We start from the raw sequence: 22187 nt of genomic DNA on the forward strand, positions 1-22187 counted from the left end.
GACGACAGCGCGCCGTGCGGGCTGCGGCGATGACGCGACTCACGACACCAGTGGACGGGAGACCGTGGGATGACCATGCGGTGGCGGATTCCTGCCGTGTGCGACCGGTCGTACGAGATTCGCGTGTCGGATTTTCTTCTGGAGCCCGGCAACGACGGCCTTCTTGGTGCTGGCCGGACGTCCGGCCGGCGCTTCTTCATCCTCGACGCCGGGGTGGCCGAGCACTGGCAGGCGCCGCTGCAGAATTACCTGGCAGCTCGTGGTATCGACGCTGGCTTCTTCGTCGTGCCGGGTGGCGAGCAGGCGAAGAACATGGAGACGGTCGGCGCGGTTCTTGGTGAGCTGCGCCGATTCGGCCTGGACCGGCGGACCGAACCGATCATCGTGGTGGGCGGCGGGGCGGTTCTCGACCTGGGCGGTTTCGCCGCAAGCGTGTATCGGCGCGGGGTGCCGTGGTTGCGGGTGCCGACGACCCTGTTCGGCTACGTCGCGCTGTCGGCTGCCGTCCGGTGCGGGGTGAACGCCGGTGGGGCCGCGAATCTGATCGCATCGAGCTATGCCCCCAAGCTGGTGTTGCTCGACCGGAGTTTCCTGTCCTCGCTGCCGTCTCGAGAGATCGCCGGTGGGCTGGGCAAACTGCTGGAACTCGGGCTGCTGCACGACGCCGAGCTTTTCACCGCCCTGGAATCCGGCGCGGAGACCCACGTGACCCGGAAACTGCAGGATGACGCCGGTCGGGTGGTCTTGGGCCGGGCGATCGACCTGCAACTGCGGCAGCCGTACGCGGGCACCGATCCGTCGTTCGCCGCAGCCTTCGCTGGGTTCGCCGACGGCGCCACCGTCCGGCACGGTGAGGCCACTGCGCTGAGTGCGCGGTTGTCGGCGACGATCTCGGCGCACCGGGGGATGCTTCCCCCGGACGAGTTGATCCGCGTTGAGAGGCTCGGCCGGCGACTGGGGCTGCCTGCCATCGTTCCCGACATTTCGGCGCGGGTGCTGCATGACGCGCTGGGCCGGTCAGGTGTGCTGTTGCCGCGCTGCGTTGGTGCCGGTCAGTTTGTCCGCGACGTCACGATGGCCGAGGTTGCCCTGGCACTGGATGCCATGCGGCAGGACCACAGCGGTGCTGGTTGGACTGTCGACTCAGCTACGGCCGACGCCGAGGGCGCGGGACGACGATGATCGACGATTGGACGGACAGCGCATGTCGCCGTTGAATTCGGTGAACGAGGCAGGGGGCCGGCTCCGTACGGTGCCCGGTCGCGCCGACATCTTCCGCAGCGGCATCGCTGATCTGCCGGGATCCGGCCTCACCTGGCAGGTGCCCTTCCATGACGGTGCCACGTACACGATCGAGGTGGCCGAGCCGTTCTGCGACCCGGGCAATCTGGCGTTGCTGCGCAGCGGCGTCTCCTCCGATCGCCGGTTGATCGTCTGGGACTCCAACGTGCCGCCCGCCTGGCACGACGCCGTCCGTGCCTACTTCACGCACCACGGCGTGACGGCCGACTTCATCGCGATTGAGGGCGGAGAATCCTGCAAGACACTGGAGACCTCGACGAGGTTGGTCTCCGCGTTCCACCAGCGGGGACTGGACCCCGGCCGCGAGTCGATCGTCGCCATCGGTGGCGGTGCGCTGCTGGACGTGGTGGGGTTTGCCGGCAGCATCTTCCGGGGCGGGATCCCGGTCGTCCGGGTTCCGACCACGCTGCTGGGCTACGTGGACGCCTCCGTCGGTATCAAGACCGGCGTGAACTTCACCGGCGGAAAGAATCTGCTCGGTACGTTCACCCCGCCGCACTCGGTGCTGTTGGATCGGGGATTCTTCAGCTCTCTGACCGGTTATTCCTGGACGGGCGGGTTCGGCGAGATCCTGAAGCTGGGACTCGGTTGCGACAAGACCATCTTTGAGATGCTCGAACGGGGTGCACCGTCGTTTGTGCGGACCCGGATGAGCGACGATGAGGGCCAGGCGCTCCTGTACCGCTCGATCGATGTGATGCTGCGCGAGCTCAGCGGAAACATCTACGAGGGCGACCTGACCAGGACGGTGGACCTCGGCCACACGTTCTCCCAGGCGTTCGAGATGGGTGACTCGGCGATAGGGCACGGCCACGCGGTCGTCGTCGACCTGCTGATCTCCTCGGCGATTTCGGTCGGCCGCAGCATGATGCCCGTCGGGGAGTTCGACCGCTTGGTGGCCCTCACCGCCGACCTGGGGCTTCCGTTGGCGCCACCCATCATCGACCTCGAGGCGATGTGGGCGTCCTTGTTGGAGCGTATGCAGCATCGCAGTGAGCGCCAGCGGACCCCGATCCCGACGGAAATAGGCTACTGCGAATTTGTTGACGATCTCAGTAGCGCGGAGATCGAAGCCGCACTGAACCGCGTCCTGGCAGCTCGGCCGCGAAAGTAGATAGGAACGCCTTGACCGAGAAGATGACCGTTGGATTCCTGGCTCCGCCGTGGCAGATCCCGCCCAGGGCGTACGGCGGCGTGGAGCGTGCCGCTGATGAGCTGTGCAGAGGACTGGTCAGCCGTGGACATGAGGTCCGGCTGTGGGCGGCGCGGTCGTCCACCTGTCCGGTTCCGACGTCGGGCGTGATTGAAGAACTGGACCACACCAAGGGCTGGCACACCGCTCCCACCGAACTGTTCCATGTGCTGTCCGGTTACCGGTGGTTGTCCGACCAGGGCGTCGACATCATTCACGATATTACGTATGCCGGTCCTCTCATCGGCCCGAGTGTGGTCGACGTTCCGGTCGTCACCACCAACTACCTGCCGTTCACGCCTCCGCTTCCGGGTCACAGCTCACCCGATCTGGGGCTCATCTACCAGACGGCCTCCCGCCGGGTTCCGGTGCTGGCCATCTCGCACGCGCAGGCTGCGGGTGCGTCCGGGTTCACGCCGCACATGATCCACCTCGGGATCGACGTCAAGAACACGCCGTTCGGTGACGGCGCGGGGGACGAAAAGGGTCCGTACGTGGCCTTCTTCGGGCGGATGGCGCCGGAGAAGGGCGTCCGGGAGGCGATTCTCGCCGCGCGGGCCGCCGGTCTGCGGCTCAAACTCGCCTCACGAGTCGCCGAAGATCACGAGCGGGCCTACTTCGAGGACCAGGTGGAACCACTGATCGACGGAGACGACGTCCAGTTCCTCGGCGAGGTGGACCGGATCGCCGGCCTTCATCTGCTCAAGGACGCGGTGGCGATGGTCAACCCGATCGCCTGGCCCGAGCCGTTCGGTCTGGCGATGGTCGAGTCCCTGGCCACCGGTACACCGATCGTCGCGCGGCGCAGCGGTGCGGTCGACGAGGTGGTCCGGCACGGCGTCACGGGTGCGGTGTGCGACAGCTTCGAGGAGGTCGTGGAGGGCCTCCGTAAGTACCGCACGTACGACCGCCTGGCGTGCCGGACGGTCGCCGAGGAGCACTTCTCCACCGAACGCATGGTGGACGAGCACATCAGGTTCTATCGGTCGGTCCTTGCGTAGCACGCGGCCGCTTTCCACCGTAGCGAAGGAGGCGTGATGACCGCGCCGAAGAATCCGCAGGTCTCGGTTGTGATAGTCAACTGGAACTCCCGCGAGCTGCTCGCCCAGGCTTTGACGACCCTGTATGACACCACCAAGAACGTGCGGTTCGAGACCATCGTGGTCGACAACGGCTCTCACGACGACTCGGTGAGCTATCTGCAGGAGAACTGGCCCGACGTGGTGGTGATCTCGCTCGACCGTAACCATGGCTTCGCGGGCGCCAACAACATCGGCTTCAAGTCCTGCAAGGGCGAGTACATCCTGCTGCTCAACGTGGATACGATCTCGCTGCCCACCACTGTGAGCGGCCTGGTGGAGTGCATGGAGGCGCACCCGGAGGCCGGGTGTGTCGGTGCCCGGCACCTGAACGCCGACGGTTCGCTGCAGTGGTCGATGGACGACTTCCCGTCGCTGGTCAACGACACGCTGCGGTACACCGACCTGTACCGGTTGCCGTTCCTGCAGGGCTGGCTGAAGCGCACCTATCCCGCCTTCACGGATCACACCGAGGAGCGCGAGGTGGGATGGGTGAACGGCGCCTGCATGATGGTGCGCCGGGAGGTCATTGATCAGGTCGGCGGTCTGGATGAGTATTTCTTCATCTACGCCGAGGAACTTGACTGGTGCTACCGGATCTGGAAGGCCGGTTGGACCGTGCGGTTCACCCCGAGTGCGGTGGTCATCCACCTGCTCGGCGGCTCGTTCAGCTCCACCGACGGCAAGCGGACCATCCTGCTCTACCAGAGCCTGCGCCGCTATTACACGAAGCACTACTCGCAGCCGAAGCAGGTGGCGGTCAACGCCATGGTCGGGGCTAACGCGTTGTGGCGTCTCGCTGCGATCGCCGGTATGCATGCGGCTACCAAGGTCGGGGTCGATCCCGGTCAGAAGGTCTGGGAGCTGGTCACTCAGCAGCAGGCCAAGTCGGACTGGGACGTCATGTACAAGACCTGGTGGAAGACCATCTGGGTGACGCCCGACGATCCGATCCGGCCGTAACGGATGAGTCGCGCGATGAAAACCTCGATCCATGTCGGATGCGCTCCCGCCGCCGATGTAGAGACCGACATTCGCAACGCACGAGCGGCCGGCTTCGATGCCACCGAGCTGAGCATTCCGAAACTGGAGCGGTACTTCGAGCAGGACCCGCAGGCTGCGGACCGGCTGCCGGACAGCCTGGGTGACCTCGCCGTGTCGATGGTCGACGTGCTCATGCCGGTGGAGCGGATCGCCCGCGGGCACCACCACGAGCTGCTCGACGCGGGCGACCGCTGGGCTCGGCTCGCACAGCGGGTGGGTTGTCCCGCATTGCAGGTCGTCGTGCTCAACGAGTTCGACGTGACGACGTGGCGGGAGCAGCGCGACATCATCGTCGCGTCGCTGCGACGACTGGCGGACCGCACTTTCCCGCACGGCGTGCGGTTAGGCATCGAGCCGGTCTGCTTCAGCCAGTTCTCGTCGCTCGACCAGGCGCTGGAGGTGATCGATCTGGTCGGCCGCGAGCGTGCCGGAATCGTTCTGGACACCTGGCACCTGTGGGTCGGTGAGACCAGCTGGCCGGAGGTGGCCGCGCTCGACGCGCGAGACATCGTCACCGTCCAGATCGCGGACTCTGGGCCCCGCAAGGGTGACGCCTGGGCGGACGACGACCGCGACGAACTGCCCGGCCGTGGACTGGTGCCGCTGGCTGAGGGGATCGACGCGATCCTCCGTACCGGATATGCGGGTTACTGGTCCGCTGAGCTCTTCGGTCGGCGCCATGCCGAACGTGAGCCCGCCGAACTCTTCCGCGACGTCCAGCGGCACCTGGTCGCATGCCTGGACCGGGCGTCGCGCGGCATCGCCGACGGTTACGAAACCCGGACGGAAAGGTAAGCCCTGATGTCTCGTCCCGAAGTCATGTTCCCCTCGTCGGAGAAGTGGTCCAGGCGGGCTCGCACGGTGGACGCCTGGGCCGCCACCCGGGACCAGATCCTGGAGGTTGACGCTGCCAACCTCGGCTACCCGGTGTATTTCGAACGGGCCTCCGGCGCTCACGTATGGGACGTGGACGGAAACAGGTTCATCGACTTCAATCTCGGGTACGGACCGGTTGTCCTGGGCCACGCGGAGCCGAGGGTTCTCGACGCGGTCGTCCGGCAGATGGCGCAGGGCACGTGTGCGTCCCCGTTGTGGCATCCGCGCCAGGTGGAACTGGCCGAACTGATGACTGAGGTCATCCCGGGTGCGGAACAGGCGTATCTACTCCGGACCGGCTCGGACGCCACGACGGCGGCCGTACGCCTCGCCCGGATCCACACGGGGCGCGACAAGGTGCTGCGGTGGGGTTATAACGGTTGGCACGACTGGTGCGCGCCGCGTCCCGAGGGCGTGCCTGACCCCACGCTGTCGAACACGCTGAAGTTCACCTACAACGACATCGAATCGGTCCGGAGCGCCTTCGCGGCACACCCGGACGAGATTGCCTGCGTGATCATGATGTCGTACGAATACGACGCTCCGGCACCCGGCTTTCTCAACCAGGTCAAGGAGATCGCCAACGCCCACGGTGCGTTGTTCATCCTGGACGAGATGCGGTCGGGGTTCCGGATCGCGCTCGGCGGCGCCCAGGAGCACTTCGGCGTGGTGGGCGACCTCTCGACGTTCAGCAAGGCGATGGCGAACGGGTATCCGATCTCGGCTGTGGTCGGCCGTGCGGACGTGCTGGCCCACCTCGGCCGTACCCACATGTCCTCAACGTTCTACGGAAACCCGGCCGAGATGGCTGCGGCAATCACCACCATCGGCATCCTGCGGGAGACCGACGCGCTGGCGCGGATCCGACGGCTCGGCGAGACGTTCGTCGACGGCCTCACGGAGCTGGTCCGCGCGTACGAAATCCCTGCTGAAGTGGTGGGTTTGCCGGTCTCGCCGTTCCTGATCTTCGACGAGTCGGACACCGCCGGGTGTGACCGGAAGGTCCGGTTCTTCACCGAAGTCGTCCGGCGGGGTGTGCTCCTGCACCCCAACCACCAGTGGTTCCTTTCCGCAGCACACACCGAGGAAGACGTACAGATTTCCCTCGACGCCTGCCGCAGCGCCTTCGACCTGATCAGCAATGGGTGAGGTGCAGCATCCCGGCCGTCGCCAGTACCTGGATTGAGGTGTCGCTATGGCTGTATTCGAATCCCTCGTAGAGGCTTACGCATCGGAAAACGTGGCGGTGGCGTCCGGGCTGAGCCCCACCCTGCACGACGACTTCTATCTCGCACCCTTCACCTGGCTCGTCAAGGACGGCGCCAGCGTCACCGACGGGCTGGGCATCTCGGTGCAGGAGATCTATTTCCTGGAGTGCCTGGCACAGGCTCGACGTGGGCAGAAGATCCTGGTCATCGGGAACGCCTACGGCTGGAGCACCCTCGCCCTCGCGCTGGCCAACCCCGGTGCCCAGGTGCTCGCCATCGACGCCGGGTACGACATCAACTCGGTGGCCGGCATCGAGGTCACGAACCGGCTCGCCGCGAACCTCGGCCTGAACGTGACCGCGGTGCTGGCGGTGTCACCGCAGGACGTCCCGGCGGTGGTCACCGAACACCTCGGTGAGGTGGACCTGGTCTTCATCGACGGCTTCCACTCGTCCGAGCAGATCGTCGCGGACTGGCGTGCGGTCCGCCCGTTCTTGACACCGGATGCCGTCGTTCTCCTGCACGACGTGGCATTCGTGAACCTGACCGCCGGCTACGAGCAGATCATCGAGGAATCCGGCTGGCATGCGGCGCTGCTGCACGCGACCACCACCGGCATCGGGATTCTGGTACGCGAGCCCGATGCGGCGCTGTCCCGACTGCTCACCGCCTTCGCCGGGCACGACGAAGCACGCCAGGTGGTCGTCGCCGAGGCAAAGGCGATGTCCCATCTGCGCGGATCGGAACAGCGGGCCTGGGCGCTCGGCGCCATTCCGGCCAGCACTGAACACCTTCCCCACCCCATCAAGGATCCGGCTCAGCGAGCCGGTACAGCAGAGGAGCCCACCATGACGACAGACGCGTCCGCCGACACCGCCGGAGCCCCTGGTTCGATCGGCGTCCGGGAGCTCGACAACGCCCGGTTCTTCTACCGGATCGGCACCACCGACGAGATCGTCCTGGACAGCCACTACGGCTCGCCCCGGTACTTCGCGGCGGAGTACACGCCGCGCGAGGACGACACGATCGTCGACGTCGGCGCCCACATTGGAGCGTTCGCTGTGCTCGCTGCCCGTCAGGTTCCGAAGGGGAAGGTCTTTGCCCTGGAACCGGGTTTCGAGAACTTCGAGATCATGCAGCGAAACCTTGCGGAAAACGAGGCCGACAACGTGACCGCGCACAAGCTTGCGCTCGGTGCGAAAACGGAGACGGTACGTCTCTGGCACGGTCCCGGTAGTGTCGGGCACAGCCTGTTCCTGAACCCGCTCTGGGCGGACGTGCCGGTGGAGCCCCGCAACATGGAGACGCACTCCGAGGACGGCTACGAAGAGGTCGCCTGCCAGGCCCTCGAGGAGTGGCTCACGGAGCACGGCATCGCCGAAATCGACTACATGAAAATGAACATCGAGGGCGCTGAGTACGACGTCCTGGGCAAGGCACCGCTCAACGTGCTGCGGGTGATCCGCCACATGCACGTCGAGCTGCACCCAGAGGAGGACGGTCTCGCGGACGCGCTCATCCAGCGCCTCGACGAAGCCGGCTTCACCACCAGCGTGGTCTGGAGCGATGACCCCACCGTGAAGGGTTGGGTCACCGCCCAGCGCAACGACTGACGCCATCATCCGCTGATCCATTGCGTTGATCAATCAGAGAAAGCAAGGGCTTAAGCAATGAACTGGGGAATCCTTCTCACCACGGCGAAGCCAGATCATCAGACCGAACGGGAGGTGCTGAAGGCGACCGTCGAATACGCGCAGGTGGCCGAACGTCTTGGCTACAGCAGCGGATGGGTGCTGGAGCACCACTTCACCCGCTACGGCATCTGCCCGGACACCATCGCGCTCGCCGGCTACCTGCTCGGCCAGACGGAGACCCTGAACATCGGCACCGCGGTCACCATCGCTCCGCTGATGCACCCGATCCGTCTGGCCGAGAGCACCGCGCTGCTCGACCAGCTGAGCGACGGGCGTTTCCACCTCGGCCTAGGCCGAGGTAGCTTCCCGGCCGACTTCGAGGTGTTCAAGGTCGATCCGACCCGTACCCAGGACTCGATGCGCCAAGGCGTCGACCTGATGATGAAGGCCTGGACCGAGGAGCGCGTGGGCGCGGAGGGCGAGGAGTACTCGTTCGCGCCGGTGCCGGTCTACCCGAAACCGCACACCCGGCCGCACCCGCCGGTGTACGTCGCGGGCGAGTCACCATCCACCGTGGAATGGGCTGCACAGAATGGTTTCCCGCTGCTCCTGCAGCTGGGCCAACAGGATGAGGAGACCCGCTCGCGGGTCGAGCTCTACAACCAGTACGCCGAGTTGGCCGGGCGCGACCCGGATGCGGTCGAGCACGTCCTGGTCTGCGTGGGTCATGTCGGCGCCACCCGCGAGGAAGCCAAGAAGGAGATTTTTGGCCTCGTCAAGTGGTGGGGCGAGGAGGGCCAGCGGGACGGCTTCGGCATCGAGGATCTGCGCCAGTTGCCGAACTACCGATACCACCTGCGTCGCATCGAGCAGGCCGCGCTGGAGGGCCGCGACGATGCGGAGAGCTGGATCTCGGACTGGCTGGACAACAACCCGGTCGGCACCGCCGAGCAGTGCGCGGAGCGGCTGAACGAGATCATCGAGGCGTCCGGTGCCAAGCATGTCGTGCTGGCGATGGAGGGTTCCGGTGACGTCGAGGTCACCAAGAAGAACATGGAACGGTTTGCGACCGAAGTGTTCCCCCTGGTGAAGGCGTAGTCCGGGCATGCTTGGAAACTTCAGTTCCCGAAACCCTCTCTTCGCGCAGTGGAATCCGGCCCGTCCGCTGGCCACGGCGATCACCGGGAAGCTTCGCCTGGGCACTTTTCGGGAGCGGCTGGAAGTCGGCGCTTTCGAGCGACCGTATTACGCGTACTGTGTTTATCATTCGGCCGATCTGGCTAAGAAACTCGGTTACCGGGAAATCAGTATGGCCGAGTACGGCGTAGCCGGTGGTAACGGCCTCGTGCTGCTTGAGCAGTATGCCGAGGAAGTGTCGAAAGAAATCGGTATCGGGATTCAGGTGTACGGCTTCGACACCGGTGCCGGGCTGCCCGCGCCGGTGGACTACCGCGACCTTCCGTACCACTGGAAGCCGGGTTTCTTCGCGATGGACGAAGCCCGGCTGCGGGAGCGGCTGAAGAACGCCAAGCTGGTGATCGGCGACATCCGGGAAACGGCCGAGACATTCTTCGACCAGTACGAACCGGCACCGCTGGCAGCAGTCATGCACGACTTCGACTTCTACTCGTCGACCGAGGTCGCCCTGACCATGCTCGAGGTGGACGAAAAGTACCGGCTGCCGCGGATCTACTGCTACTTCGACGACATCATCGGCGACGAGGTGGAGCTCTACAACGACTTCACCGGTGAGCGGCTGGCGATCGCCGAGTTCAACGAGCGCAACAAGACCAAGAAGTTCTCGCCGGCCTACCACCTGATTACACGCGATGTTCCGCAGCAGTGGTACCACCAGATCTATACCTTGCATGACTTCGAACACCGTCACTACAACGCCTTCGTCAGTGAGAACAACCAGCAGTTGCCACTGGAGTCCTGATCAGCGCAAAAAGGTCTCGCGCCGATCGGTGGGCATGACTATGCTCGCGATGTAGCCTGAGCCGTCCTTGATGGCGGCGGACTGTCGCCACAGTCGATATGGGGGACAACATGAACATTTCCGATCATCCGTTTCCGCATGCCATTGTCGATGGAATGTGGGATGACGAACTTCTTCGGTCGGTTCTTGCGGAATTCCCGGAGCCGGAAGCCGACGGGTGGATCCGCTACGGCGACCCGCAGCACGAGGTGAAGCTCGAAGGTCCGGACCACCTCTGGGGTCCGAACACGTTCAAGTTCGTCGAGGCGATTGCCGCTCGGGGGCCGGAGTTCGCCCAGGCGTTCGGTATGCCGGAACTGACGCTGCGCACCGAGGGCGGCGGTTACCACTACATCGAGCCGGGTGGCAAGCTGGCCGTGCACGCCGACTTCAACCGCAGCGATGAAGGGCTGTACCGACGGCTCAACGTCATCTGCTATCTGAATCCGGATTGGACCGAAGAGGACGGCGGAAAGCTCGAGCTGTTCGGGGATTCCGGTCCGGTGGCCGAGGTGCTGCCTCAGTTCAACCGTACGTTGGTGTTCGAGACGTCGGACAAATCGTTCCACGGGCACCCGACCCCGCTACCGGGCCCGCGTCCGCGGCGCAGCTTCGCCGCGTACTTCTTCAGCGTCGAGGCGCCGGAGCATTATGTGGAGGACCACACCACCGTCTGGTACGAGTGACGGTCGTCGACGAAGTGGGTCAGTGCCGGGATCGCATGCCATGCGGATCGCGACCATGAACGGGACGGCGATCCGGCTTGGTGTCCTGGGCTGCGCCGACATCGCTCTGCGTCGCGTCCTGCCCGCCGTGGCTCGGCTGGCGGACGTGGCGCTGACCGCGGTCGCCAGCCGCATCCCGGCCAAGGCGGTCGCCGTCGCCGATGACTTCGGTTGTTCGGCGGTGACCGGGTACGGGCAGCTACTGGAGCGCGACGATGTGGACGCGGTCTACATTCCCCTGCCGATCGCCCTGCACGAGGAATGGGTCGAGGCCGCGCTGCGGGCAGGCAAACACGTCCTGGCCGAGAAGCCGATGGCAACGAGCCGACGCCGGACCGAGGAATTGCTCGCGCTCGCGCGGGCCGGCGGCCTGGCGTTGATGGAGAACGTCATGTTCGTCCATCACAGCCAGCACAACGCGGTACGCCGGTTGGTCGAGGAGGGAGCGATCGGCGAACCGCGGCTGTTCGAGGCGTCGTTCCTCATCCCCCGGCTGGCGGACGGCGGCATCCGGTTCCGGCCGGAACTCGGCGGAGGGGCTCTGCGTGAGCTGGGGATATACCCGGTTCGGGCAGCCCTCTACCACCTGGGTGCGCTTGAGGTCGTGGCCGCGGTGCGGACGCCGGCGACGGGAGAGCTCGACATGGGTGGGGTCGCGATGCTGCGTGCGCATCCGGACGTCTCGGTGCAGCTGAGCTATGGCATCGACCACTCGTACCGGAATTGCTATCAGATCGTCGGCAGCGACGGACGAATCAGCTTGGAACGGGCGTTCACCCCTGCGGCCGACCACCCTCCTCTCCTGCGGGTCGCGAATCGCACCGGCAGCGAGGAGCTACGGGTGCTGACCCCGGACGACCAGGTGACGAACCTGCTCAGAGCATTTGTCGCCGCCGTCCGCGCCGGTGCTCCACCGATGTCAATGGAGCAGGTCGTGCAGCAGGCGGGTTTGCTGGACGAGCTGTCGTCGCGTGTCAGGCCGAGCGCCGCTGGAGAGGGAACGACATGAAGCGAGACATCGAGGACTTCGCCATTTTCGGGGGCCGACCCGCGTTCCTGCATCCGCTGTACGTCGGTCATCCGAACATCGTCGATCGGGATCGGCTCTTCGACCGTCTGAACTGGACACTCGACAACCAGTGGCTCACCAACGGTGGGCCACTCGCACGGGAGTTCGAGGATCGGGTCGCCGAGCTGTCCGGCGTTCGCAACTGCGTGGCCACCTGCAACGCCACCGTGGCGCTGCAACTGCTGGTGCACGCCGCGGAGCTGACCGGCGAGGTGATCATGCCTTCGATGACCTTCGCCGCCACGCCGCACTCGGTGCGCTGGCTCGGGCTGACGCCGGTGTTCTGCGACATCGACCCCCGTTACGGCGGGGTGGACGTCAGCGCCGTCGAGGCGAGCATCACCGAGCGGACGTCGGCGATCTTCGGGGTCCACCTCTGGGGCCGGCCCTGTGCCGTTGACGAGTTGGAGAAACTGGCAGCGGCCCGAGGGTTGCGCCTGTTCTTCGATGCCGCACACGCCCTGGGTTGCAGCTCCAAAGGTCGGCCGATCGGCGGGTTCGGCGATGCGGAGGTGTTCTCCTTCCACGCCACCAAGGTCGTCAACGCCTTCGAGGGTGGTGCGATCGTCACCGACGACGACGAGCTGGCGCAGCGGATCCGATCCCTGCACAACTTCGGCATCGGAATGGAGGGGTTCAACGCGGCCGGAGGCACCAACGGCAAGTTCAACGAGGCCGCCGCGGCCATGGGGCTGACGTCCCTGGACTCTTTCCCGAAGTACACCCGGCACAACCAGGGCAACTACGAGCTCTACCGTTCCGAGCTGGCCGGCGTGGCCGGTGTCCGGGTCATCGAGTTCGACCCGGAGGAGCGCAACAACTACCACTACATCGTCATCGAGGTGGACAGGGAGGTCACCGGCATCAGCCGAGACCTGCTGATGGAGCTGCTGCACGCCGAGCGGGTGCAGGCGAAGCCCTATTTCTCACCAGCGTGCCACGAGCTTGAGCCCTACCGTTCGCAGCGGCCGATTCGTCTGCCGCACACCGAGTGGCTAGCTGCTCGGGTGCTCGCCATGCCGACGGGCACCACGGTGTCGCGCGAGGACATCCGCCGGGTGTGCAACATCGTCCGGATCGCCGTCGAGCGCGGCAGGGACATCACCGCCCGCCGGCGGCAGGACGCGTGACCAGCCAGTGAACGTACGTGTTAGAGAACAGGGGATACCGGTGTACGTGGCAGATTCCGCCGCAGGCAAGGCCGTCGCCGAGTGCACGAGGCCCGGTGCCGACGTGTCGGACTCGGTCGCGGCACTGAAATCGCTGTTGACCGGCAGCGTTCCAGAAGGGGAGGAGCGGCGCAGCCACCACCTGGTGCAGCTCGCCCGCCGGTACGGCACCACGCCGTTCACCACGCTGCGTGAGGCCCGACGTGAGCTGGGTGTGACCCGGCCGGAGTTCGCCGAGCTGTTGCGGACCTTCGGGGCGGTGCCCGCGCTGCGGGAGGCCGTGCGGCAGGCCCCGGCGGGTAAGTACTGGACGAACACAGTGCTGCCGCTGGAAGCGAGGGGTGTGCTAGACGCGGCTCTCGAAGGGCGGCCGGTCTACCCGAGTTCGGTCGGTTTGTACCCTGGCCCCAGCTGCATGTTCCGCTGCCACTTCTGTGTGCGAGTGACCGGTGCGAAATACGAGATGTCAACCCTTGAGGGCGGCAACGCCATGCTCGCCTCGGTCATCGACGAGGTACCCACGGACAACCCCTTCGCCGTGTACATGTCCGGCGGGCTGGAGCCACTGACCAACCCGGCGGTCGGCACGCTGGTCGCCCGGGCCGCCGCGCGCGGCTTCAAAATCACCATGTACACCAACTCGTTCGCGCTGACCGAGCAGACGCTGAACCGTCAGCCCGGTCTCTGGGACCTGAATGGCGTCCGGACGTCGCTGTACGGGCTCAACGACGAGGAGTACGAAGCGACCACTGGCAAGAAGGGGTCGTTCCGGCGGGTCAAGGCGAACCTGTTGCGGTTCATGAAGCTGCGGACCGAGCAGGACCGGTCGGTCAAGCTGGGACTCAACTACCTCATCCTGCCGGGGCGGGCGCGCAGGCTGCTCGACCTCGTCGACTACATGGAGGAACTGAGCGCTGTAAACCCCGATCGCCCACTGGACTTCCTGAATCTGCGTCAGGATTACAGCGGTCGCGACGACGGTCAGCTCTCCGGCTCGGACCGATCGGAACTCCGCGACGCCTTGGCCGGCTTCGAGGAGGCAGTCCGAGACCGGCTGCCCACGCTGGACGTGGACTACGGTTACGCGCTGAACAGCATGCGCTGCGGGGTGGAGGCGAATCTCCTGCGGACCACCACGGAACAGATGCGGCCGAGGGCACATCCGCAGGTGGCGGTGCAGCTCGACCTCCTCGGCGATGTCTACCTGTACCGCGAGGCCGGCTTCCCGGACCTGCCGGGAGCCACGCGTTACATCGCCGGGCGGGTCGGCCCGGGCCGCAGTCTCTACCAGGTGGTGGACGAGTTCGTGAGTGAGCGTCGGGAAGTCGCTCCGCAAAGTGGGGACGAATACTTCCTGGACGGCTTCGACCAGGTGATCACCGCGCGCCTCAACCAGTTGGAGGACGATCTCGCCGACGGCTGGGGCCCCGCCCGTGGCTTCCTGCGGTGAGTAAATGACAACCGCCTTCTCCTGACGGTCGCCATTGTCGATCCTCGGGTGGGTCTGGCGGCGGTGGCTGGGTGCCAAGCGGTGACGCGTGCGGGGTGTCTATCCCGGCCGATTCGCGGCCGGGATCGACGAGCCTGGCTGCGCGGTCGTCAGTTCGGCCGGGTGCACGTGTCACCCCGCTGGCCTGCGCGCGGCAAAGTCCACATCGGCTCGACGGGCCTGGCGCCGGACAGGGAAATGCGGCGCCGAGGTCAGCAATCGGGGCGAAGACTTTCCTGGTTCGGCTGAGTAAATTTCTTCGCGTATGGCCGCCCGAGTGGCTGGCCGGACGCGTGGCCACGCCATCCAAGTAGCTGAACAGGTCGCGCGATCTAGCCGATTCAAATGGGACATTCCATCTGAATCGGACGAACGGGGTGCTCGATGGTCAGGGACTTCGCTGTTGTCGGCGTGGCGTGCCGCATGCCACAGGCCCCGGACGCGGACGCGTTCTGGCAGCTGCTGCGGGAGGGCCGCTCGGCCGTCACGGAGGTCCCTGCCGGACGCTGGGCCGAGGGCGCCCAGGACACGCACGGCGCCTTCCTCGATGATGTCGCCGGCTTCGACGCGGACTTCTTCGACGTGTCGCCGCGCGAGGCCGCGGCGATGGACCCGCAGCAGCGGCTCATGCTCGAGCTGTGCTGGACGGCGATCGAGGACGCCGGGATCGTGCCCGCCACGCTGGCGGGTACGCGCACCGGCGTGTTCGCCGGTGCGATGTGGTCGGACTACGACGGACTGGTGGCCGCGACCGACCGGCACGGTCTGACCGGCACACAGCGCAGCATGATCGCGAACCGGGTGTCGCGCTTTCTGGATCTGCGCGGGCCCAGCATGACCGTCGACAGCGGGCAGTCGGCCTCGCTGGTGGCCATCCATCTCGCTTGCGAGAGCCTGCGCAGCGGTGAGTCGACGCTGGCCATCGCGGCCGGTGTCAACCTCAACATCCTGGCTGCGACGACCGAGCGCACCGCCGCGTTCGGCGGCCTGTCGCCGGACGGCCGCTGCTACACGTTCGACGCGCGGGCCAATGGGTACGTGCGGGGCGAAGGCGGCGCGGTCGTGGTGATGAAGCCGCTGGCCGAGGCGCTGGCCGACGACGACCCGGTGTACGGGGTGATCCGGGGCAGCGCGGTCAACAACGACGGGACCAGCACCGGACTGACCGTGCCGAGCGCGGCCGGGCAGGAACGGGTGGTGCGGGCGGCGCAGGTGGCGGCCGGGATCACCGCCGATCAGGTGGGCTACGTCGAGTTGCACGGCACCGGCACGCCGGTCGGCGACCCGATCGAGGCCGGCGCGCTGGCCGCGGCGTTCGCGGGATCCGGCACCGAGCCGCTGCTGGTCGGCTCGGTCAAGACGAACGTGGGCCACCTGGAAGGCGCGGCGGGCATCGTCGGCCTGCTGAAAGTCCTGCTGGCGCTGCGCGCGGGAGAGGTGCCGGCGAGCCTGAACTTCGAGACACCCCACGCGGAATTCCCGCTCGGTCTGGCGGTGAACACCGGACTGCGCACATGGCCCGCGGACCGGCCGCTGGCGGGGGTCAGCTCGTTCGGCATGGGCGGCACGAATTGCCACGTCGTGCTGGCACCCGCGCCGCCCCGGCAAGCGCGCGCCGGAGGCACCTCGGCCGTCGTGGTGTGGCCGCTGTCCGGTCGCACCCCCGGGGCGGTGCGCGACCAGGCGGCTGCCCTGCTGCGCCATCTGGACGTGCAGCCGGAGCTCGACCCGTACGACATCGGTCATGTGCTGGCGACGGCCCGAACCCACCACGAACATCGCGCTGTCGTGGTCGCGGCCGACCCGGCGGACGTGCGCGGCGCGTTGGCCGCGATCGCCGAGGACCGGCCGCACCCGGCGGTCGTCAGGGGCGTCGCGGGCGAAAGCAGCCTGGTCTTCGCCTACGGCGGTCAGAGCGCGCAGTCGCCGGGCATGGGCGGTTCGCTGTACGCGACGCACCCGGTGTACCGCGCCGCGCTTGACGCTGTCGCGGCCGCGTTCGACGGGCTCCTGCCGCGCCCGCTGCTGGAGGTTGTCCTGGCCGAACCGGGCACCGCCGCGGCCGAGTTGCTGGACGACACGACCTACACCCAGCCCGCGCTGTTCGCCGTGCAGACCGCGCTGCACCAGACCCTGGCCTACCACAACATCGAGCCCCACCACCTGGTCGGGCACTCGATCGGCGAACTCACCGCTGCGCACGCCGCCGGCATCCTGTCGCTGAGCGACGCTGCCGGGCTCGTCGCGACCCGCGCCCGGCTGATGGGCGCCGGACCGTCCGGCGCGGGCACGATGGCGACCGTCGGCTTGTCGACGGCCGAGGTGGAGCCCCGGCTGGCCCGGTTCGGCGGCAGGGTTGTGGTCGCCGCGGTCAACGCGCCGACGGCGACGGTGATCTCCGGCGACGCCGCTGCGGTGTCCGAGGTGTCCGCCGAGCTGACCACCGAGGGGGTACGGGTACGCGAGTTGCGCGTGTCGCATGCGTTCCACTCGCCGCGGCTCGACTCGATAATCGACGAGTTCCGCGCGGCCGCGGCCACCCTGGCGTACCGCGCGCCCGCCGTGCCGATCACCCCGACCTGCGAGTACGAGGGCGTACCGCACGTCAGCGCGGATTACTGGGCATACCAGATGCGTCACGCGGTCACCTTCGCCGACGCCGTCGCCGAACTCGGTTCCGCGCATACGTACGTCGAGATCAGTCCGCACCCGGCGCTGACCCCGGCGATCAGCGAGACGCTGGCCGGGCGCGCCGCCGTGGTACCGACGCTGCGCCGCGACCGCGAGCAGTTCTTCCACGCTTTGGCCCAGCTTCACGTCCAGGGCCACCCGGTCGACTTCCGCACGTCCGGCGAGCGGGTCCGGCTTCCCGGCTACGCGTTCCAGCACCGGCCGTACTGGATCACCGACGAGCCGGCGAAGACGGACAAGCTGGGCGGCGACCGGCACCGGCCGTACCCGGTCATGGACGAGCCGGTGATGGCCGAGAAGTCGGCCGGCGAACCGTGGCAGCGGAGTCCCGCGCTGGCCGCCGCGCTGGTCCGGCGCTGCGTCGCCGTGGTGCTGGGCCACGAGGAGCAGGACGTCGACACCACGCGCAGCTTCCACCGGCTCGGCCTGGACTCGCTCGGGATCGTCGAACTGCGCGACCGGCTCGGTCAAGCCAGCGGACTCGACTTTCCCTCCACCCTGGCCTTCGACCACCCGACGCCGGATGCGGTCGCCGCGTACCTCTGGCAGCGCGTCGCGCCGAGCGCTGCCCGGGAGGCGGACCGCCCGGCCCGGGACCCGGACGAGCCGATCGCGATCGTCGGCATGGGGTGCCGGTATCCCGGTGACGTGACCTCGCCCGACCTGCTGTGGCGGCTGGTGCTGGAGAACCGGGACGCGATCACCGGATTCCCTACCCACCGCGGCTGGGATCTCGACGCGCTGCACGACGCGGACGGCGCACGGGCCGGCAGCACGTACACCCGCCACGGTGGGTTTCTGCACGACGTCGACCGGTTCGATCCGGCGTTCTTCGGCATCTCGCCACGCGAGGCCACCGCGATGGATCCGCAGCAGCGGCTGCTCCTGGAGATCGCCTGGGAGGCGCTGGAGAACGCCGGGATCGACCCCACCTCCCTGCACGGCAGTCCGACCGGTGTCTACGCGGGTGTTACCCACGACTACTACGGAACCGGCCTCACCCCGGACCCGGGCGGGCACGACGGTTTCCTGCTGACCGGCGGTACGACCAGCGTCGCCTCCGGACGGATCGCGTACACGCTGGGGTTGCAGGGGCCCGCGCTCACCATCGACACCGCCTGCTCGTCGTCGCTGACCGCCCTGCACGTCGCGGCACAGGCGCTGCGCGAGGGCGAGTGCGACCTCGCGTTGGCCGGTGGGGCCGCGGTGATGCCCACTCCCGGCATGTTCCAGGAGTTCAGCCGGCAGCGCGGTCTGGCACCGGATGGGCGGTGCAAGGCCTTCGCCGCGGCGGCCGACGGCACGGGCTGGTCCGAGGGCGCCGGTCTCGTGGTGCTCCAGCGGCTGTCGGACGCGCGGGCCGCCGGTCGATCGGTGCTCGCTGTGATCCGGGGGTCCGCGGTCAACTCCGACGGCGCGTCCAACGGGCTCGCCGCGCCGAACGGGCTCGCACAGCAGCGGGTCATCGAGCGGGCGCTGAGCCGGGCCGGCCTCACCGCGGCGGACGTGGACGTGGTGGAGGCGCACGGCACCGGCACCACGCTGGGCGATCCGATCGAGGCGCAGGCGCTGCTCGCCACGTACGGCCGGAACCGGTCGATTCCGCTGCTGCTCGGCTCGCTCAAGTCCAACATCGGCCACGCGCAGGCGGCCGCGGGCGTCGGCGGCGTGATCAAGATGGTTCAGGCGCTCTCCGCCGGAGTCGTACCGGCGACGCTGCACGTGGACGCCCCGAGCCCGCACGTGGACTGGGAGTCCGGCAAGGTTGAGCTGACGACGGAGAACACGCCGTGGCCGGAGACCGGCCGGGCGCGCCGCGCAGCGGTGTCGTCCTTCGGCATCAGCGGCACCAACGTTCACATGATCATCGAGCAGGCGGCACCGGCGGCGGACCAGCCGGCCGGTGAGCGGCCGGCCGGTCCAGTCGCCTGGCCGCTGTCCGCCCGGACGCCCGGCGCGCTGCGGGATCAGGCGCGCGCTCTGATCGAGCGACTTACCGACGACCCGGCCCTCGACGTGCACGATGTGGCGCATTCGCTGGCCACCACCCGCGCGCACCATCCGCACCGCGCGGTCGTCCTGGTCGAGGATCGTGAGCGGGCCCTGCTCGCGCTGCGCGCCCTGGCCGACGACCTGCCGCACCCCGATTCGGTCCTGGGGCCGGCGGACGGCGCGCCGGCGCACCCCCGGCTGGTGTTCGTCTTCCCCGGCCAGGGCCGGCAGTACCCGGCGATGGCCCGGCGGCTGTACGAGACCGAACCGGTCTTCGCCGCACACATCGACGCCACAGCCGAGGCGCTCGCGCCGCACACCGACTGGTCGCTGCGCGATCTGGTGCTCGACACCGGCGACGCGCCGACGATGGACCGGGTCGAGGTCACCCAGCCCGCGCTGCTGGCCGTGATGGCCGGGCTGGCCCGGGTGCTGGCCCACCACGGCATCACCCCGGACGCGGTGGTCGGGCATTCACAGGGCGAACTGGCCGCCGCGCACATTGCGGGCGCGCTCACAGTGACCAACGCCGCCGCGTTGAGCGCCGGCCGCGGCAACGCCATTGCCACACTCCAGGGCAGCGGCCTGATGGCCACCATCGGCCTGAGCGCCGAGGACCTCTCCGCCCACCTCGGCCCTGTCGCGATCGCTGCGGTCAATGATCCCGGTACCACCGTCGTGTCCGGCGAGGTCGACGCGGTGAGGGAACTCGTGGCGCGGCTCAAGGACCAGGGCGTGCGGACCCGGATCCTGCCGGTGAACTACGCCAGCCACTCGGCTGCGATGGAGCCGCTGCGCGCCGCATTGATAGCACTCGCCGTCGAGCCGTCGGACCCGCACACGCCGATGTACTCGACGGTGACGGCGGAGCCGGTGACCGAACCGCTCACCGCCGACTACTGGTGGCGCAACCTGCGGCACACGGTGCGCTTCGACCCGGCCGTCCGCGCGTTGCGCCGCGACGGTTACGACACCTACCTCGAACTGTCGCCGCATCCGACCCTGACGCCGTCGCTCCGTGACATCCTGCCGCCCGGCGCGGCGGTGATCTCGACGCTGCACCGCGACCACGACGACCGCCTTGCGATGCTGCGCGCGCTGGCGCACCTGTACGTCAACGGGCACCAGCTGAACTGGCGCACCTCGGGACGCGTCGTTGCGCTGCCCACGTACCCGTTCCAGCGGTCGCGCTACTGGCTGTCCGCCGCGGCCCCGGTCGCCGCCACCCCGCTGTACCACGTTGCATGGAACCCGGTGTCCGCACCGGAATTGCGGACCGTGACGCACGCGGACACCGATATCGACGCATTGCTGGCCGGTGTGGCACCCGGGGCGCACGCGGTCTGGACCGTCACAGGTGACGACCCGCAGTCCGTGCACGACCTCGCCGAGCGCGCGCTGACCGGACTGCGCACCTGGCTGGCGGACCCGCGCACCGCCGACGCGCACCTGACTGTGCATACCACCGGTGCGCACGGATCGAATCCGGCTCATGCGGCCGTGTGGGGACTCGCCGCGTCCGCGCAGAGCGAGCATCCGGGCCGGTTGTCGCTGCTGGACGCCGAGGTCGTACCCGAAGCCGTGCCGGCGCTGCCCCGGGTGCTGCTGCGCGGGGGCGCCTTCCACGTGGCCCGGCTGACCGTGACGCCACCAGGCCAAGGGTCGGCTCCCGTTCTCGACCCGGCCGGCACCGTGCTGGTCACCGGCGGTACCGGCTCACTCGGCGCGCTTGTCGCCCGCCACCTCGTCACCCGCCACGGGGTCAGCCGCCTGGTGTTGGCGAGCCGCCGGGGCCTGGACGCGCCGGGTGCCGCTGCACTGCGCGACGAGCTGGTCGGGCTGGGCGCCACGGTGGAGATCGCGGCGTGTGACATCGGCGACCGGTCCGCCGTCCGGGCGCTGTTGGACGCCCTTCCCGCACCGCTGACCGCGGTGATCCACGCGGCCGGTGTCATGCAACCCGCGCCGTTGCAGGCGATGACCTCGGAGCGGCTGCACGCGGTGCTTGCCGCGAAGGTGGACGCCGCGTGGCATCTGCACGAGGCGTGCCGCGACGTGCCGCTCGTGCTGTTCTCCTCCATCGCCGCGTCGCTCGGCTCGCCTGGCCAGGCGAATTACGCGGCGGCCAACAGCGCGCTCGAAGCTCTCGCCCGGCTGCGGCACGACCGCGGTCAGCCCGCCACGGCGATCGCGTGGGGGGCGTGGGACGGTGGCATGGCAGGCTCGCTGTCGGCGCGGGCGATCGCCCGTACCGGATTCGCAGTACTGCCCACCCCGGTCGGCCTTGACCTGCTGGACCGAGCGATGACCTCGGGCCAGGCGTGTGTCGTCGCCGGGAGGACCGACACGGCCGAGCTTGCCCGGCAGGCCGGGAATGGCACCCTGCCGGACATCCTGCGCGGGCTGGTCGAGTCGCCGACGCCGTCGCCGACGCCGGGCCGGGCGTCACTGGCGGATCAGCTAGCCGTGCTGCCGGACGGCGAGCACTACGATGCGGTACTGCGGGTGGTCCGCTCGACGGCGGCCGCCGTTCTCGCCCTGCCCTCGGCGGATGCCCTCGGCCCGCGCCAGACGTTCAAGGCTGCCGGGTTCGATTCGCTGACAGTGGTGGAGTTGCGTCATCACCTGCACCGGGTGACCGGTTTGAGTTTGCCGACTACGTTGGCGTTCGATTATCCGACGCCTGGTGAGTTGGCTGAGTACATTCTTCAGGTGATCGCGCCGGAGTCGGCGGCGTTT

At 68.0% G+C, this 22187-nt stretch carries 14 protein-coding genes; all 14 read left to right on the forward strand.

All coding sequences use genetic code 11. The annotated features are described in order from the left end of the window. Nucleotides 1-69 precede the first annotated feature (69 nt). Nucleotides 70-1182: a dehydroquinate synthase/iron-containing alcohol dehydrogenase family protein gene (locus NIE79_RS31980; RefSeq protein ID WP_238682109.1), complete on the forward strand. Its 1113-nt coding sequence runs from the start codon at nt 70-72 to the stop codon at nt 1180-1182. A 7-nt stretch (nt 1183-1189) separates the two neighbouring features. Then, on the forward strand, nt 1190-2416 hold the full coding sequence (locus NIE79_RS31985) for a sedoheptulose 7-phosphate cyclase (protein WP_238682110.1): 1227 nt from the start codon (nt 1190-1192) through the stop codon (nt 2414-2416). A 23-nt stretch (nt 2417-2439) separates the two neighbouring features. Continuing rightward, entirely contained in the window at nt 2440-3495 is a 1056-nt protein-coding gene (locus NIE79_RS31990) for a glycosyltransferase (protein WP_238682111.1), read from the forward strand. Between the two features lie 36 nt (nt 3496-3531). Next, nucleotides 3532-4536: a glycosyltransferase family 2 protein gene (locus tag NIE79_RS31995; protein ID WP_238682112.1), complete on the forward strand. Its 1005-nt coding sequence runs from the start codon at nt 3532-3534 to the stop codon at nt 4534-4536. 3 nt (nt 4537-4539) lie between these two features. Next, nucleotides 4540-5412, forward strand: coding sequence for a sugar phosphate isomerase/epimerase family protein (locus NIE79_RS32000; RefSeq protein ID WP_238682113.1), 873 nt, complete (start codon nt 4540-4542; stop codon nt 5410-5412). A gap of 6 nt (nt 5413-5418) precedes the next feature. Beyond that, nucleotides 5419-6642 (forward strand): aspartate aminotransferase family protein, encoded by a 1224-nt coding sequence (locus NIE79_RS32005; RefSeq protein WP_238682114.1) that lies wholly within the window; start codon nt 5419-5421, stop codon nt 6640-6642. A 46-nt stretch (nt 6643-6688) separates the two neighbouring features. Then, nucleotides 6689-8314, forward strand: a complete 1626-nt coding sequence (locus tag NIE79_RS32010) for a class I SAM-dependent methyltransferase (RefSeq protein WP_238682115.1) — start codon at nt 6689-6691, stop codon at nt 8312-8314. A 57-nt stretch (nt 8315-8371) separates the two neighbouring features. Next, entirely contained in the window at nt 8372-9433 is a 1062-nt protein-coding gene (locus NIE79_RS32015; RefSeq protein ID WP_238682116.1) for an LLM class flavin-dependent oxidoreductase, read from the forward strand. A gap of 7 nt (nt 9434-9440) precedes the next feature. Further along, nucleotides 9441-10274 (forward strand): hypothetical protein, encoded by an 834-nt coding sequence (locus NIE79_RS32020; RefSeq protein ID WP_238682117.1) that lies wholly within the window; start codon nt 9441-9443, stop codon nt 10272-10274. A gap of 110 nt (nt 10275-10384) precedes the next feature. Continuing rightward, nucleotides 10385-10999: a 2OG-Fe(II) oxygenase gene (locus NIE79_RS32025; RefSeq protein WP_238682118.1), complete on the forward strand. Its 615-nt coding sequence runs from the start codon at nt 10385-10387 to the stop codon at nt 10997-10999. Between the two features lie 40 nt (nt 11000-11039). Further along, on the forward strand, nt 11040-12047 hold the full coding sequence (locus NIE79_RS32030) for a Gfo/Idh/MocA family protein (protein WP_238682119.1): 1008 nt from the start codon (nt 11040-11042) through the stop codon (nt 12045-12047). Then, complete coding sequence (locus tag NIE79_RS32035; protein WP_238682120.1) at nt 12044-13237, forward strand: dTDP-4-dehydro-6-deoxyglucose aminotransferase; 1194 nt, start codon at nt 12044-12046, stop codon at nt 13235-13237. Before NIE79_RS32030 ends, NIE79_RS32035 begins: the two co-directional genes overlap by 4 nt. A 46-nt stretch (nt 13238-13283) precedes the next feature. Beyond that, the gene (gene desII, locus NIE79_RS32040) at nt 13284-14726 is read left to right on the forward strand and encodes a dTDP-4-amino-4,6-dideoxy-D-glucose ammonia-lyase (RefSeq protein WP_238682121.1); all 1443 of its coding nucleotides are present in this window, start codon (nt 13284-13286) and stop codon (nt 14724-14726) included. Nucleotides 14727-15149: 423 nt separating this feature from the next. Next, on the forward strand, nt 15150-22187 hold a 7038-nt coding region (locus NIE79_RS32045; protein ID WP_274524927.1), incomplete at its 3' end, for a type I polyketide synthase.

This window comes from Micromonospora trifolii (genome assembly GCF_022229005.1).
In the GTDB taxonomy this organism is placed as follows: domain Bacteria; phylum Actinomycetota; class Actinomycetes; order Mycobacteriales; family Micromonosporaceae; genus Micromonospora; species Micromonospora trifolii.